Origin of the sequence: Pelagibius sp., assembly GCF_028281305.1 — a bacterium.
Classification (GTDB): domain Bacteria; phylum Pseudomonadota; class Alphaproteobacteria; order Kiloniellales; family Kiloniellaceae; genus Pelagibius.
Map to the genome: position 1 here is coordinate 1 of NZ_JANQKD010000097.1, position 13,822 is coordinate 13,822.

Below are 13,822 nucleotides of genomic sequence, written 5' to 3' on the forward strand. Positions count from 1 at the left end.
CATCGCCGCCGCCGGCTTCGGCCTGCAGGCCTGGCTGTTGCGGCGGCGCGACTACCGCACCATCGGCGCGCCCTCCCAGCCGCTGTTTTACGAGCTCGGGTCCCGCCGCCGGCCGGTGGAGGCGCTGTGCTGGCTGATCATCCTGCTGATCCTGGTGCTGCCCATGGCGGCGCTCCTGGCCGCCTCCCTGGTCAGGGCCTACGGGCTGTCGCTCTCGGCGGAGACCTTCACCCTGCGGCACTACGCGGATGCGGTGTTCAGCCACGACGCCACGGCACGCGGCTTCGTGAACAGTTTCGCCCTGGCCACGGGAACGGCGGTACTGCTCATCGCGCTGGCGTTGCCGCTGGCCTACTTTATCGTCTGGCGCCGCACCGCGCTGCTGCGGGTGCTGAACGGCCTCGCGGAACTGCCCTATGCCCTGCCCGGCGCGGTACTGGCCATCGCCGCCATCCTGGTGTTCCTGAAGCCGATCCCGCTGCTCGGCGTGTCGCTCTACGGCACGCTGTGGACCATCTTCGCCGCCTACCTGGCGCGCTTCCTCACCCTTGGCCTGCGCCCGGTGATCAGCGGCTTCTACCAGCTCGACCGCACGCTGGAGGAGGCGGCACAGATGGCCGGGGCCGGGTTCTTCCGCCGCCTCGCCACCATCGTGCTGCCGCTGACCGCACCGGTGGCCGCGGCCGGCGGCCTGCTGGTCTTCCTCACCGCATTCAACGAGATCCAGGTCTCCGCCCTGCTCACCTCCTCCGGCGCCGAGACCATCGGCGTCATCATCTTCTTCCTCGACGAGAGCGGCAGTTCCTCCATGGCCTCCGCCGTCGCGGTGATGGTGGTCGCCGTGGTGTTGGGGCTGATGCTGCTGGCCGGCCGCCTGGCCAAGCGCCTGCCCCGCGGCGTGCTGCCCTGGGAAGCCTAAAGGGAAAAGACCGAAGTCAGTGAATAGGCGCACCCTTCGAGACGATCCTTCGGATCTGCTCAGGGTGAGGGTGAGCGCTCAGACTGATTGACCTTATGCTGAGGAGACCGCGCAGCGGTCGTCTCGAAGCACGGGGTCAATCAAGCCGCCGGGATCACCCAGCCGTCCTGCACGGTCAGGCGCACGGGGTCGCCGCGGGACGGCGCAGAATCATCCGGCAGGGTAAGCTGCAGCCGCGCCGCCGGATCGGCCTCCGGCGCCACCTCCACCGCCGTCACGCCGCCCTTGTAGGTGACCCTGAGCGCCCGTCCGCGGATGGCACCCTCCGGAGAAAGGACCAGATCCTCCGGCCGCAGACAGACCCTGGCCGGCCCCTGCCGTTGGTCCGGCGCGCAGCGCAGCACGAAGTCGCGCCCCAGCAGGGTGGCGGTGCAGCGCCCTTCGCGCAGCAGGGAAGAGACCTCGGCCGGCACGATGCTGCCTTGGCCGATGAAGTCCGCCACCATGTCGTTCTGCGGCTTGCGGTAGAGATCGCGCGGCGCGGCAAGCTGGGCCAGGCGGCCGTCGTGCATCACCGCAATGCGGTCGGCCAGGGTCATGGCCTCCGCCTGGTCGTGGGTGATGTAGACCATGGTGGCGCCGGTCTTGGCGTGAAAGGCCGCAAACTCCTCCTCCATCGCGGCGCGGAGATGGACGTCGAGGTTGGCCAGGGGCTCGTCCAGCAGCACGATGCGCGGCTCCATCACCAGGCAGCGCGCCAGGGCAACCCGCTGGCGCTGGCCGCCGGAGAGCTCCGCCGGGCGTCGTTCCTCCAGGCCCTTGAGGCCCACGGTCTCCAGCGCCGCGGCGACGCGGCGGTCGTAGTCACTGCCGCGCACCCTCTGCACCCGCAGGGGATAGCCGACGTTTCCGGCCACGCTCATGTGCGGCCAGAGGGCGTAGGACTGAAACACGATGCCGATGCGCCGGTCCTCGGTGGCCAGGTGATGGGCGTCGGAGGATGCCAACAGGTCGCCCAGATGGATGCTGCCGGCATCCAGCCGCTCGAAGCCGGCGATCAGACGCAGCAGGGTGGTCTTGCCGCAGCCGGAAGGTCCCAGCACCGCCAGGAACTCGCCGTCAGCCACATCCAGGCTGACCGCCTCGACGGCGCGGATCTCGCCGAAGCGCTTGGAGACCGAGGAGATCGTGAGGGCGACCATGGTTCCCTGGGGTTCCCTGGGTGGCGGGTTTGTTACAACGCAAAGACGGCTCTGGCTTAGCCTGCCGCCGCCGCTGCGGTCAAATGACGCTTCAGAGAAACAGGCAGAACAGCGCGTAGCAACGGCCCAGAAGGCCGGTGAAAACGAAGTAAAGAACCGCGTCGACCAGCAGGCCGAGGACGAGGACCGGCAGCCCGACATAGAGCAGGAGATAATAGAGCGCCCAGCCGGTAAAGCGGCGCTTGGGAATGCGGTGACCGCGGATCTCGGGAACGGCCGGCCCGGGCGATCCGGGCGACCCGGGCGATCCGGGCGATCCGGGCGACCCAGGCGATTCGGTGGAAGGCTCTGCCATGGCCGCAGACTAAGCATTGTGGGGCGGAGAGAAAACCGGGAGACTGCGCCCATGGTCGCCGTTCCGGACACCGCCACGGAAGTCGCCTGGGAGCCCTGCATGCGCGAGCGCTGGGAGGCGCTGTTCCGCGCGGCCGGCAAGTCGACCCTGGAACAGGCCTGGGCCTACGGACAGGCCGTCGAGAGCGAACACGGGCTGACGGTCGAGCGCGGCCTGGTCGCCGCGGGCGGCGAGCCTCTCGCCCTGGTCCAGAGCTTCTGCCGCCGCCGGGCTCTGGTCCGCTTCGCCCGGGTCATGCGCGGACCGGTCTGGCTGATCGACCCGCTGGCGGATCGCCGCGCATCGCAGGTCTGCGCGGCGATTGCCGGTCATTACCGTCGGCGCCGCCTCGGTGACTTCCTGCTTTGGCTGGCCGAGCTGCCGCAGGACGTCCGCAGCGACGCCACGCTGCGCGCCCTGGGCCTGCGCCCGGTGGTGACCGGCTACAGCTCCGTCTGGCTCGACCTCGATCCGCCGCTGGAGACGTTGCGCGCGAAGCTCCACGGCAAGTGGCGCAACGCCCTGCAACAAGCAGAGGGGTCCGGGATCACGGTGGAGGCGGTCGACCACCCGCGCCGCCTCAACCAGATGCTGCTGCTCTACGACCGCTTCCGCCGCAAGAAGCGCTTCCTTGGCCCCAACGGTGACTTCATTGCCGCCCTGGCACGGGCGGACCGCGGGGCCGTGACAGCCCTCACCGCGCGCCGCGAACGCGACCTTGTCGCCGGGATCATCCTCGTGCGTCACGGCGCCAGCGCCACCTACCTCGCCTCCTGGACCAGCGATGCAGGGCGCGCCGGGCAGGCCCACAACCTGCTGCTCTGGCGCGGCATCGACGCGCTGAAGGCCGGCGGCTGCCGCTGGCTCGACCTCGGCGGCGTCAACACCGAAAGCCAGCCCGGCATCGCCCGCTTCAAACTCGGCCTTGGCGGCGAAGTTTTTTCGCTGGCGGGAACTTATCTGTAAACCGCCAGACCCACGCGAGTCAGGCGAGCTGTCCGCCCGTTGCGTCGAAGTCCATGCCGTTGAAGGCGGTGGCCGCGTCGGAGGCGAGGAACATGACCCCCTCGGCCATCTCGTGCGGGTCCATGATCCGCGGCGTCACGAAGGTCGGAGCGGCGGCTTCGTAGGTGAAGCCCTGGTAGTCGAAGCTTTCCCGCAGCATCGGCGTATCCACCGCAAGCGGGGAGATCGACACCACCCGGATGTTGTCCTTGGCCAGTTGGGCGCCGGCCTTGGTCAGGCCGGCGACGGCGTGCTTCGAGGCGTTGTAGTGCGCGGTGCTGGGGAAGCCGCGGTGGGCCGCGACGGAGGCCATGTTGACGATCACGCCGCTGCCCTGCGCCTTCATCACCGGAATGGCGTACTTCATTCCGTAGAAGACGCCGTAGGTGTTGGTGCGCAGCATGTCGTCGAAGTTCTCGAGTGCGATGTCCTCGATCAGGCCGGGGGTCATGAAGATACCGGCGTTGTTGAACAGCACGTCGAGCCGTCCGTAGGTGGAGAAGGTCGCGGCGATGAAGCCCTCGACCTGCGCGGGGTCGCGCACATCGGTGACCATCCAGGTCGCCTCGCCGCCCTTGGCGCGGATCTCGGCTTCGACCTGCTTGCCGAGGGCATCGCGGCGGGCGGTGATAACCACCTGCGCGCCGGCCATGGCAAAGGCATGGGCCGTTGCCGCGCCGATGCCGGAGTTGCCGCCGGTGATCGCCACCACCTTTCCGGCGAAACTGCCGTTCGGATCGGCGCGGTCCGGGGCGGCAAGCGGGTTCAGCGCGTTGGCCTTTGCCGTCGAGGCGGCGGCCGCTGTCGCTGCGGTCACGGCCAGGCCGAGCGCCCCACGGGTGAGCAAGGCGCGGCGGGTGGTGTCGGTTTCAGATAACATCGCGGGGATCCTTTCAAGGAGGAGCAGAAAGACCGAGCGCGGAACCGGTACTGCTCAAGCCTTCGCCTTGAAGAGTCCGGACCTGGTGCAGGCTTAGCTGCCGGGCGTGTTGCGTACGAAGGTGCTGCCGCGCTCGGCGGTCGCGGTGAAGGTCATGGCGTTGACCTTCCAGGCGCCGTCAACCCGCGCGAAGCCGTGCAGATAGGTGCCCCAGACCTCCCACAGCGGGTTGCCGCCGTTCTCCGGCAGGGCGCCGCGGTCCATGCGGTTCCAGGCATAGCCGTGGCTGAGCATCACCGCGGTGTCGGCACCGGTGAAGGTGATGCGGTGGTTGCCGCGCAGGTGAAAGCTCTCCTTCTCCGCCGTCAGGTTGGCGGCCCAGCCGGCGATCAGGTCGTCGGCGGCAATGGTCGCCGGCTCGCCGCCCGCCAGCGAGGTGAAGTCGACATCGATCTGATCCGTGAAGAGACTGCGGGCAAGGGCCCAGTCCTTGGCGTCGACGGCGGCGTCCAGGGTATCGGCAATCCGGATCATCTCGGCCCGGTCGACCAGGGTCTCGGCGGTCACCGGACTGCCCTGAAGGGCCGGTCCTGCCGTCTGGGCCTGCGCGGTCTGAACAGGGCCGGTGAGCGGCAGCGCCACGGACAGGGCAGCCGGGAGGGCGGCTGCGAGAGCAAGGGTCTTCATCGGCCATCTCCATCGCGCTTTGTGGTTCGCTAGGCTGGAGATAGGCGCCTCTATCGATAACCACAAATACCGTTTTCATATTTAAATGATGCTCTCAAAGCATCATTCATTCAGAACGGTCTCGATCAGGAGCGCCGTCAGGCTGCCAGGGTTGCTGCGGTGGATGAAGACAAACTCAAGCGGTACGGACAGCCCCTTCACCTTGCGGAACTGAACGCCGCGCGGCGGGCGCTGCATGTTGGCCGAGTTGACCAGGGCGCAGCCGACCCCCGCCGAGACGAGGCTGAGAATCGTCGTCTCGTTGTTGGCCCGCTGAACGATCCGCGGTTCGAGGCCAAGCGCCGCCATCGCCGCGTTCTGGCGATCAAAGTAGGCGGGTGCGGCCTCGCGCGGAAAGGAAACCATGGGCAGCCCGTCGATGTCAGCCGGATCGAGCGGCCCGTCGCGATCGAAAGCCATGTCGGTGGAGGCGGCGAGGACCACGTCGTCGGTGGCCAGCGGATGGACCGCCAGCTTGCCGCCGACGAGGCTGTCCTGACGGTAGACGAAGCCGGCATCGAGCAGGCCGTCGCGCACGGCGTCGATCTGCGCGATCGACCCAAGCGGCACCACATCAAGCTGAATATCGGGATAGGCCCGCGCAAAGCGGTTCAACGCGCGCGGCAGTGGTCCCGACCAGGAGGCGTTTTCCAGCAAACCGATCTTGATCGATCCTCCGCCGCCACGCGCGACGCGCTGCGCCTTGTCGACGGCGGCGGCGGCCCGTGCCAGCACGGCGCGTGCTTCTTCGGCAAAGACCTTTCCGGCATCCGTCAGAACAACACCGCGCCCCTCGCGGCGCAGCAGATCGAAGCCGAGTTCGGCCTCAAGGTCCTTGATCTGCCGCGAGACAGCGGGCTGGGCCACGTTCAGACGGTCGGCGGCGTGCCGCAGACCGCCATGATCGGCAATGGCAACGAAGTAGCGAAGATGCCTGAGTTCCATTCCTCCAATGATACCTCAGGAGCATCATTGAAGGAACAATCCGACGGCCTGGAGTATCGGGCAGCAAGCCCTGCAGCGGCCTCGGATTGGGCCCGGCCCTACTGAGCGGCACCGGAAGGGGTGTAGGCTGCCCGGACAGATGTCTCCTTCAGCGGGAAAACAAGCCATGCCCGAAACAGACTGCATCATGTGCCGCGGCGCCGAAGCCGACGGCGAACTCGACCGCATTGAGGTCTGGCAGGATGCGCACTGGCGGCTGACCTTCAGCCTCTCGTCCGAGGTGATGGGCTTTTCCTACCTGGAGCCGAAGCGGCACATCTCCCACATCCACGCCCTGGACGGCGACGAAGCCAGCACCTTCGGGCCGGCCCTGGCGCGCTGCACCAAGGCGCTGAAGGCAGCCACCGGTGCCGAGGTCGTCTATGTCTATATCTTCGGCGACGGCGTTCCGCACCTGCACCTTCACCTTGCCCCACACCGCGCCGGCGACGCGCTGAACGATCAGATGATCAAGGGCGAGATCGTCGAGGAGAAGCTGCCGAACGGCATGACCCGCTTCTACAGCCCGGACTTTCCGGCACTGCCGCGCAAAGACCTGCAGGAGACGGCCGAGCGGGTGAAAGATCTTCTAAACCCCTGAGCGTGCTGCCGGTCCCTCAAGGGACCGCCCCCGATGTCGCTCAGGGGCAGCCGCGGTCCAAATCGTTTTCCCGCGCGTCGTGGAAGCGCAGCAGGATGCGCCGCGGAAAAAAGCGCCTGAGGTTGCGCCGGACGTCGCGCTCGGCGCGCCGGGGGTCGAAGCCGGCCTGGGGATCGCGGCTGAAGGCGGCCGTGGTGGAGAAGTCGAGGAACTTGGCGTGCACGATGGTGGTCGGGAAACGCCAGATCATGTGGTAGTCCAGCGGCACGCCGCCCGTCTTGGCCTGGGCGCAGACCTGGCTGGGTTCGCCGTAGGCCGCCTCCAGGCTCTCCACCAGGCGCTCGAAAGCCGCCGGCGTGGCGCCGACGCGGCGGCGCTCCAGCAACACCTGGCGCAGGCGGTCGCTGGTCTCGTCCATCTGCAGATAGGCGGTGAAGGCGAGGCCGCCGATATCGACGTCCGGCACGCTGAGGTCCGCATAGGCGCCACCGTAGAGCCAGCGCCCGGGCAGCGGCTGCACCGCCGCCCCCAGGGCCGTCTCCAGTTCGCCGGCGGCCATGCCCCAGCGCGCCGCGCCCCAGCCCGGCAGGTCTTCTGGGCTCTCGGCTGCAGCCAGTCCGTTTGGCATCAGCGCAAGCACCAGCGCCAGCATCAGGAACTTCGGTCTCATGCCCCTCATGTGGTGTGGAACGGCCAGCGGCGCAAAAGGCGGTCACAGAAGTCACAAAAAAGTGCGGCGGTCTCATTGAAGAGACCGCCGCCAGTGGCAAGTTGCGGACCGCCCGGCAGATCGAGCGGATCTGAGCGGCCCAGGTGATCAGACGGGAAATGCGCGGTCAGATCGCATTCTTGCCCATCTGGTCAGCGATGTAGTCGGCCTGGCGCAGGGCCAGGGCGACAATCGTCAGGGTCGGGTTCTCCGCCGCGCCGGTGGTGAACTGGCTGCCGTCGGAGATGAACAGGTTGGCGATGTCGTGGGTCTGGCCCCACTTGTTGACCACGCCGTCGCGCGGCTTCTCGCTCATCCGGTTGGTGCCCAGGTTGTGGGTCGAGGGATAAGGCGGCGTCGGGAAGGTCCTGACCGCGCCCACCGCGTCATAGACCGCCGCCCCCTGCCGGTAGGCATGGTTGCGCATGGCGATGTCGTTGGCATGGTCGTCGAAGTGCACGTCGGGCACCGGCAGACCGTGCTGGTCCTTCATCGTCGCATGCAGGGTGATGCGGTTGGTCTCCTGCGGCATGTCCTCGCCCACCAGCCACATGCCGGCCATGTGATCGTACATGTCCATCGCCGAGGTGAAGCCGCGCCCCCAGGCGCCGGGGTTGAGGAAGGCAGCCATGAACGGCAGGCCGAGCGACAGCGTTTCCATCTCGTAGCCGCCGACGAAGCCGCGCGAGGGATCGTTGACGGACTCGTCGGTGATGATCCCCGCCATGGTGGTGCCGCGGTACATGTGCACCGGGCGGTCGAAGACGGCATAGACGCTGCCGGTCATGTGGCGCATGTAGTTACGCCCCACCTGGCCGGAAGAGTTGGCAAGGCCGTCGGGATACATCGCCGAGGCGGAGTTCAACAGCAGCCGCGGCGATTCGATGGAATTGCCGGCAACCGCCACTGCCCGCGCCTTCTGCCGGTGCTGCTTGCCCTCGGCATCGGCATAGAGCACGCCGGTGACCTTGCCGGAACTGTCGTGCTCGATCTGCAGCACCTGGCTGTTGGGCCGCACCTCCAGCTTGCCGGTCTCCTCGCCCTTGGGGATCTCCGCGTAGAGCGTCGACCACTTGGCGCCGGTCTTGCAGCCCTGAAAGCAAAAGCCGATCTGCTGGCAGGCACCGCGGCCGTCGCGGTCGGCGGAGTTGATCGCCATGCGGCCGGTGTGACAGCTCTTGTAGCCCAGCTTGTCGGCGCCGGCCTTCATGACCTTGAAGTTGTTGTTGCCCGGCAGGCCGTCGATGCCGTGGGTGCGGGTCACGCCCATGCGGTCTTCGGCCTTGGCGTACCAGGGCTCCATGTCGGCCAGCGTGATCGGCCAGTCCAGCAGGTTGGCGCCGGCGATGTCGCCGTAGGTGCTGCGCACCTTGAACTCGTGCTCCTGAAAGCGCAGCGAGGCGCCGGCCCAGTGCACGGTGGAGCCGCCCACCGCCTTGACGATCCAGGCCGGCAGGCCGGGAAAGTCCTTGGCGACCCGCCAGTCGCCGGAGGTGGTGCGCGCGTCGAGCCAGGAGATCTTGCCGAACATCCCCCATTCGTCGTTTTCGAAGTCGTCGATCTCGTGGCGGCCGCCGGCCTCCAGGATCACGGTTCGGATGCCTTTCAAAGCGAGCTCGGTGCCCAGCGTGCCGCCGCCGGCGCCGGAGCCGATGACGACGACGACAGAGTCGTCGTTCAGATCGAATGTCTTTGCCATGGTCCGTCCTCCCGCTCAGGCTTCCAGCCAGTCGATGTCGTCGAAGCCGCGGCTGATGTAGCCGCCCTTCTCCGCCGAGGCGCCCTCGTAGCCGAACTTCGCCCAGACCTCCGGCTGGTTGTAGAGCCCGGTGATCAGGCCGCCGCGGATCTTCTGAAAGAAGGCGCCGTCCTCTATCGAAGTCAGGATGGCGACGCGGTCCTCCTCCCAGGCAACATCGCGGTAGCCGCCGCCGTGGCGCGCCTGGGCGGTCGCATCCAAGAGGTCGACGCCGCCTTCGAGCATGGCTTTCAACGCCGCGTCCTCGCCGGCCGAGGCGTCATAGCCGATCATCGCCTGGGCATAGAACTTGTCCGCCAGGTGATCGTGCGGATAGGTGTCGCGGGCCATCTGCACCAGCGTTGCCATACTCTCGGGCCGCAGGGTCTTCACCTCCATGGCCCAGGCCCCGCCGGAGCCCATCACGATCCCGCCGTTGACAACGGCGATGATGCCGGCGGTGCCGGCCCCGGCGGTCTTCAGAAACCGCCGGCGCGTCACCTTCGTGCGCTTATCCAACGTCCTCATGGGCTTTTCCTCCTCAGATCCTCTGCTTTGTTCTTCGTTCTCTGTTGTTTGCTTTTCCGGTTTCTCGCCGACCCGCTGCTTTCAGCGGTAGCGCCCGTGCTGTTGCAGCACCTCGATCTTGTAGCCGTCGGGGTCCTGCACGAAAAAGAAGGACGCCATCAACGCGCCGTCGCGGTGAAACTCCTTCATCGGATTAGGATTGAGACCGAGTTCCTCGAAGCGCTCGTGCTCCGCTTTCAGGTCCTCCACCGCGACCGCCAGATGTCCATAGCCGGTGCCGTGGGTATAGGGTTCGCTCTGATCCTTGTTGACCGTCAGTTCGACTTCGAAGTCGTTTTCGGGATTGCGCAGATAGATCAGCGTGAAGCCGTCGAAGTCGAAGCGGTCGGCGACATCCAGCCCGAAGGCCTTCTTGTAGAACTCCGTCGAGCGCGTCTCGTCCAGTACGCGGATCATGGTGTGGATGGCTTTGGCCATGGCGGTCGTCCTCGCTTTATCTGCTGGCTGCCTCGATCAGGCCGCCCGCGACGTCTGGCGACAGCCAGCGCCAAGGGCGCGTCGCCGGCGCCATGAGAGGCAGAGCGCAGGCACACATCGGGCAGCAAAATTCACAACCGGTGAAGAGCGGTCGGCACAGCTGTGCTTCCTCCCAGGCCGTCTGGCTTTGCGCGTTCTTTCGGCCGTTGGTGAGGAGTCTACAGCCCGGCAGCGGGCAGGTGGTGTTATGCCGCTACTACAGCAGCGGGGATACGCGACCCTCGCTGCAAGATCGCTGTCTAGACCGCGATGCTTTCTTCAACCGAAAGCTTGGCCGATGGCCGAACCGATTGCGGAAAGCGTTCGTCGGTCAGGAACACCAGGCAGGCGCAACGCAGCAGCGAGGCGAAGTTGCTGATCTCGCCCTGAAGCTCCAGAACCTCTTCATAGAGTTCGGAGACAAATTGCGGCACCGTCATGTTCTGTGACCGCGCCATAGCCTCCAGAATATCCCAGAAACGGGCTTCCAGCCTGACAGAGGTGCTGTGGCCGTTGATGCGGATCGACCGCGTTACGAAACGATAGGTCTCAGGATCCTGTCCGGAAAAAACATGGCACATGGGTCTGACCTCCCCAGGACAGCGTAAGGTCCGGTTCCGCGCGCAGCATCACCCGTCGCGCCTTGCGAACCGAAAACCTCACAGGGCGAACTTTTGTATTTCTTTGTTGCCAGAAGTATGCGGAATCGAAGACCGCACTGTCCAGCCTCTCCTTTCGGGCCAGGTGGGTCAGGTCGGCTGGGTCAGGTCGGCTGGGCCAGGTCGGCTGGGTCAGGCCAGGCGGACGCGATTCCCGAGCCGGCCGACATATTCGCCAGCCGCAACGCAGCCGCGACAAGGCGACCCGGAGGAGGCTAAGCTGGCGACAGCGTGCGGCGGCTTGGACCGCAGGCCGGAGCAAGGAAACGCAGAACATGCCCGATCATGCCGTATCAACAGAGCGCGCAACGGAGCTCCCCGAAGCGGCCATCACCGCCTTTCAGCGGGACGGAGTCGTCTGCCTGCGGCAGGCCTTTGGCCGGCACTGGCTGGACCTGCTTGATCGGGGCATCTCGGAAAACCTGCGCAGCCCAAGTCCGCGGCAGGAAGTTCGCCGCGCCCAGGACAACCAAGAGGGGCCGCGCTACATAGAGGATTTCTGGGTCTGGTCCGACTTCCCCGCCTTCGAATCCTTTGTGCGGCAGTCACCGGCCGCAGGCCTGGCGGCGCAACTGCTGGGCGCGCGCCGGATCAACCTGGTGATGGATAACTGGTTTCTGCGTGAGGCCGGCTCCACGTCTCGGCCGCCCTGGCACCATGACATCTCCTATTTCGACTTCGAGGGCAGCATGTGCGTGCTCTGGCTGCCGCTGGAGGCCACCAGCAAGTCGGAGGGGATTTCCTTCGTGCGCGGCTCCCACCTCTGGAACCGCCTCTTTATGCGCACCTTCTTCGCCGATCACCGCCCTGCCGCCGCGCCAGGGATGGTCAACGGCAAGCTCTACGAGGCGCCGCCGGATATCGATGCCAACCCGCAGGACTACGAGCTTCTGTCCTTCGATTGCGCAGCCGGTGACTGCATTTTCTTCGACATGCGCTGTCTGCACGGCGCTCTTTCGGCCCATACGCCCGATCAGACGCGGCGGCGCTATACCCTGCGGATGGCCAAGGAAGACGCGCGGATCCGCTACCGCGGAGACTGGGCCAAACAGGAGCGCGCCATTATGGAAGCCGCCGGCCACCGCGAAGGCGACGCGCTGGAGAGCGCATTCTTTCCGACTCTCTGGGAAAACCCGGGCCCGCTCTAGACGACCCCACCACAGGACCGCCACGTCCAGGCGCGCCAACGTCGTCTCGAGCACACTAAAGGTCGTGAGAAGCACACGGCGGCACTTGCGAGCATCTATCCTGGCCACTCAACCGGGGACAGCAGTTCCGGACCGTGCTACGGTCGCGCGACACCACGACTAAGCACAAGCAACAAAAATGCTTCCGCAGCGCAAAAGAATGCGGAAGCGCATAACTGGGGGGTGTGCATGCTGTTCAAGAATCCTGTCCTGATCATTTCCGTCGGACTCAGCGCCATCATCGGTATCTGGAGCGTCGTTTCACCGGATGACGTGACCGGCGCCGCCGTCGCCCTGACCAGCGGCGCGTTGGAGTACCTCGACTGGCTGTTCATGCTCACCTGTACCATGTTCGTCTTCCTCGTCGTCTACCTGGCGATCACCCGCTACGGCGAGATCAAGCTGGGCAAGGACGAAGAGGAGCCGGAGTTCTCGACCGCCTCCTGGATCGCCATGCTGTTTGCCGGCGGCATGGGCTCAGGCCTGCTGTTCTGGGGCGTGGCCGAGCCGATGTACCACTTCTACTCGCCGCCGGGCATGGACGGGGAGACCGCAGAAGCCGCGCGCATGGCCTTCGTCATCACCAACCTGCACTGGGGTTTTCACGCCTGGGCGATCTACGGCGTCTGTGCGCTGGTCATCGCCTATTTCGTGTTCCGCAAAGACGCCCCCTCCATGGTCTCGACGCCCATCGAATACGCCCTGCGCCCTCTGCTGGGCGACCGTGCGACCGGCGTCATCTCCGTAACCTCCGACGTGCTGGCGGTCATGGCGGTGGTCTTCGGGCTGGCCGGCTCGCTCGGCATGGGCACCCTGCTGGTGCGCTCGGGCCTTGCAGAGGTCTTCGGCACCGATCCGGCGTCGCTCACCGTGGCCATCGGCATCCTGGTGGTGATGACCATCGCCTTTCTGCTGTCCGCCTGCACCGGCGTCGACAAAGGCATCAAGATTCTTTCCAACCTCAACATGGTGATCGCCATCGTCATCATGCTGGTGGTGCTCTTCGCCGGTCCCACGACCTTCATCTTCAACGCCTTCGTGAACTCCATCGGCGACTATCTCAGCCAGTTCATCTTCCTGTCGTTCCGCATCTTCTCCTATGACGATTCGCTGCGTGGCTGGACCCACGGCTGGACGCTGACTTACCTCATCTGGTGGATCGCCTGGGGTCCCTTCGTGGGCATCTTCATCGCCCGCATCAGCCGCGGGCGCACCATTCGCGAGTTCTGCATCGGCGTGGTCATGGTGCCGACGATCTTCTCCATGCTGTGGTTCGCCGTCTTCGGCGGCGCCTCGGTCTACATCGAGATGAACGGCGGCGGCGGCCTGGCGGAGGTGGTCTTCGAGGACGTCACCAAGGCGCTTTTCACCTTCTTCAGCTATCTGCCGGGCACCGGCCTGCTGAACATCCTGGCGGTGATTCTGATCTTCGTCTTCCTGGTGACCAGCGCCGATTCCGGAACCTTCGTCGTCTCCATGATGACCACCCGGGGCAATCTGAACCCGGATGTGCGCACCAAGCTGCTCTGGGGCATCATCATGTCGGCCATCACCTTCGGCGTGCTGGTCTCCGGCAGCGTCACGGTGGCCAAGGCAATGGCGATCACCGGCGCCATACCCTTTACCTTCATCGTCTTCTTCCAACTGGTCGGGTTCTTCCGAGCCTTGCGAGAAGACGAGTCGCCGGAGAACCGCGACCTTCGCATGGCGCGGCGTATGGCGCACGCCCAGGCCCAGGTCCAGTCGGGCAGCGGCGGCGGATCGGCGGACTAGG

At 66.2% G+C, this 13,822-nt stretch carries 15 protein-coding genes; 5 read left to right on the top strand and 10 right to left on the bottom strand.

The window, feature by feature from the left end:
• Positions 1-919: iron ABC transporter permease (locus Q0982_RS19100; RefSeq protein ID WP_299398302.1), on the top strand; the 919-nt coding region annotated here is incomplete at its 5' end.
• A 140-nt stretch (positions 920-1,059) separates the two neighbouring features.
• On the opposite strand, the gene Q0982_RS19105 is transcribed toward Q0982_RS19100, so the two are convergent.
• Positions 1,060-2,121 (bottom strand): ABC transporter ATP-binding protein, encoded by a 1,062-nt coding sequence (locus Q0982_RS19105; protein WP_299398304.1) that lies wholly within the window; start codon positions 2,119-2,121, stop codon positions 1,060-1,062.
• 91 nt (positions 2,122-2,212) lie between these two features.
• The gene (locus tag Q0982_RS19110) at positions 2,213-2,476 is read right to left on the bottom strand and encodes a hypothetical protein (RefSeq protein WP_299398307.1); all 264 of its coding nucleotides are present in this window, start codon (positions 2,474-2,476) and stop codon (positions 2,213-2,215) included.
• Between the two features lie 51 nt (positions 2,477-2,527).
• On the opposite strand from Q0982_RS19110, the gene Q0982_RS19115 reads away from it, so the two are divergent.
• Entirely contained in the window at positions 2,528-3,481 is a 954-nt protein-coding gene (locus Q0982_RS19115; protein WP_299398308.1) for a lipid II:glycine glycyltransferase FemX, read from the top strand.
• Between the two features lie 19 nt (positions 3,482-3,500).
• Here Q0982_RS19115 and Q0982_RS19120 read toward each other — a convergent pair whose 3' ends face one another.
• From Q0982_RS19120 to Q0982_RS19130, 3 genes are all read right to left on the bottom strand, one after another.
• Positions 3,501-4,400 (bottom strand): SDR family NAD(P)-dependent oxidoreductase, encoded by a 900-nt coding sequence (locus tag Q0982_RS19120; protein ID WP_299398310.1) that lies wholly within the window; start codon positions 4,398-4,400, stop codon positions 3,501-3,503.
• A gap of 93 nt (positions 4,401-4,493) precedes the next feature.
• Positions 4,494-5,087, bottom strand: a complete 594-nt coding sequence (locus tag Q0982_RS19125) for a nuclear transport factor 2 family protein (RefSeq protein WP_299398313.1) — start codon at positions 5,085-5,087, stop codon at positions 4,494-4,496.
• 102 nt (positions 5,088-5,189) lie between these two features.
• A complete protein-coding gene (locus Q0982_RS19130) occupies positions 5,190-6,071 on the bottom strand; it encodes a LysR family transcriptional regulator (RefSeq protein ID WP_299398315.1) in 882 nt (293 codons plus the stop codon).
• 166 nt (positions 6,072-6,237) lie between these two features.
• On the opposite strand from Q0982_RS19130, the gene Q0982_RS19135 reads away from it, so the two are divergent.
• On the top strand, positions 6,238-6,711 hold the full coding sequence (locus Q0982_RS19135) for an HIT family protein (RefSeq protein WP_299398318.1): 474 nt from the start codon (positions 6,238-6,240) through the stop codon (positions 6,709-6,711).
• A gap of 40 nt (positions 6,712-6,751) precedes the next feature.
• On the opposite strand, the gene Q0982_RS19140 is transcribed toward Q0982_RS19135, so the two are convergent.
• The 5 genes from Q0982_RS19140 to Q0982_RS19160 all read right to left on the bottom strand — a co-directional run bounded on the left by Q0982_RS19140 (position 6,752) and on the right by Q0982_RS19160 (position 10,783).
• Complete coding sequence (locus tag Q0982_RS19140; protein WP_299398320.1) at positions 6,752-7,381, bottom strand: hypothetical protein; 630 nt, start codon at positions 7,379-7,381, stop codon at positions 6,752-6,754.
• 166 nt (positions 7,382-7,547) lie between these two features.
• Entirely contained in the window at positions 7,548-9,119 is a 1,572-nt protein-coding gene (locus Q0982_RS19145; RefSeq protein WP_299398323.1) for a GMC family oxidoreductase, read from the bottom strand.
• 15 nt (positions 9,120-9,134) lie between these two features.
• Positions 9,135-9,686 (bottom strand): twin-arginine translocation signal domain-containing protein, encoded by a 552-nt coding sequence (locus Q0982_RS19150; RefSeq protein ID WP_299398324.1) that lies wholly within the window; start codon positions 9,684-9,686, stop codon positions 9,135-9,137.
• Between the two features lie 81 nt (positions 9,687-9,767).
• Positions 9,768-10,163: a VOC family protein gene (locus Q0982_RS19155; RefSeq protein WP_299398327.1), complete on the bottom strand. Its 396-nt coding sequence runs from the start codon at positions 10,161-10,163 to the stop codon at positions 9,768-9,770.
• 299 nt (positions 10,164-10,462) lie between these two features.
• The gene (locus Q0982_RS19160; RefSeq protein WP_299398329.1) at positions 10,463-10,783 is read right to left on the bottom strand and encodes a ribbon-helix-helix domain-containing protein; all 321 of its coding nucleotides are present in this window, start codon (positions 10,781-10,783) and stop codon (positions 10,463-10,465) included.
• Between the two features lie 353 nt (positions 10,784-11,136).
• On the opposite strand from Q0982_RS19160, the gene Q0982_RS19165 reads away from it, so the two are divergent.
• Positions 11,137-12,009 (top strand): phytanoyl-CoA dioxygenase family protein, encoded by an 873-nt coding sequence (locus tag Q0982_RS19165; RefSeq protein WP_299398332.1) that lies wholly within the window; start codon positions 11,137-11,139, stop codon positions 12,007-12,009.
• Positions 12,010-12,237: 228 nt separating this feature from the next.
• Complete coding sequence (locus tag Q0982_RS19170) at positions 12,238-13,821, top strand: BCCT family transporter (protein ID WP_299398335.1); 1,584 nt, start codon at positions 12,238-12,240, stop codon at positions 13,819-13,821.
• Position 13,822: the final 1 nt, after the last annotated feature.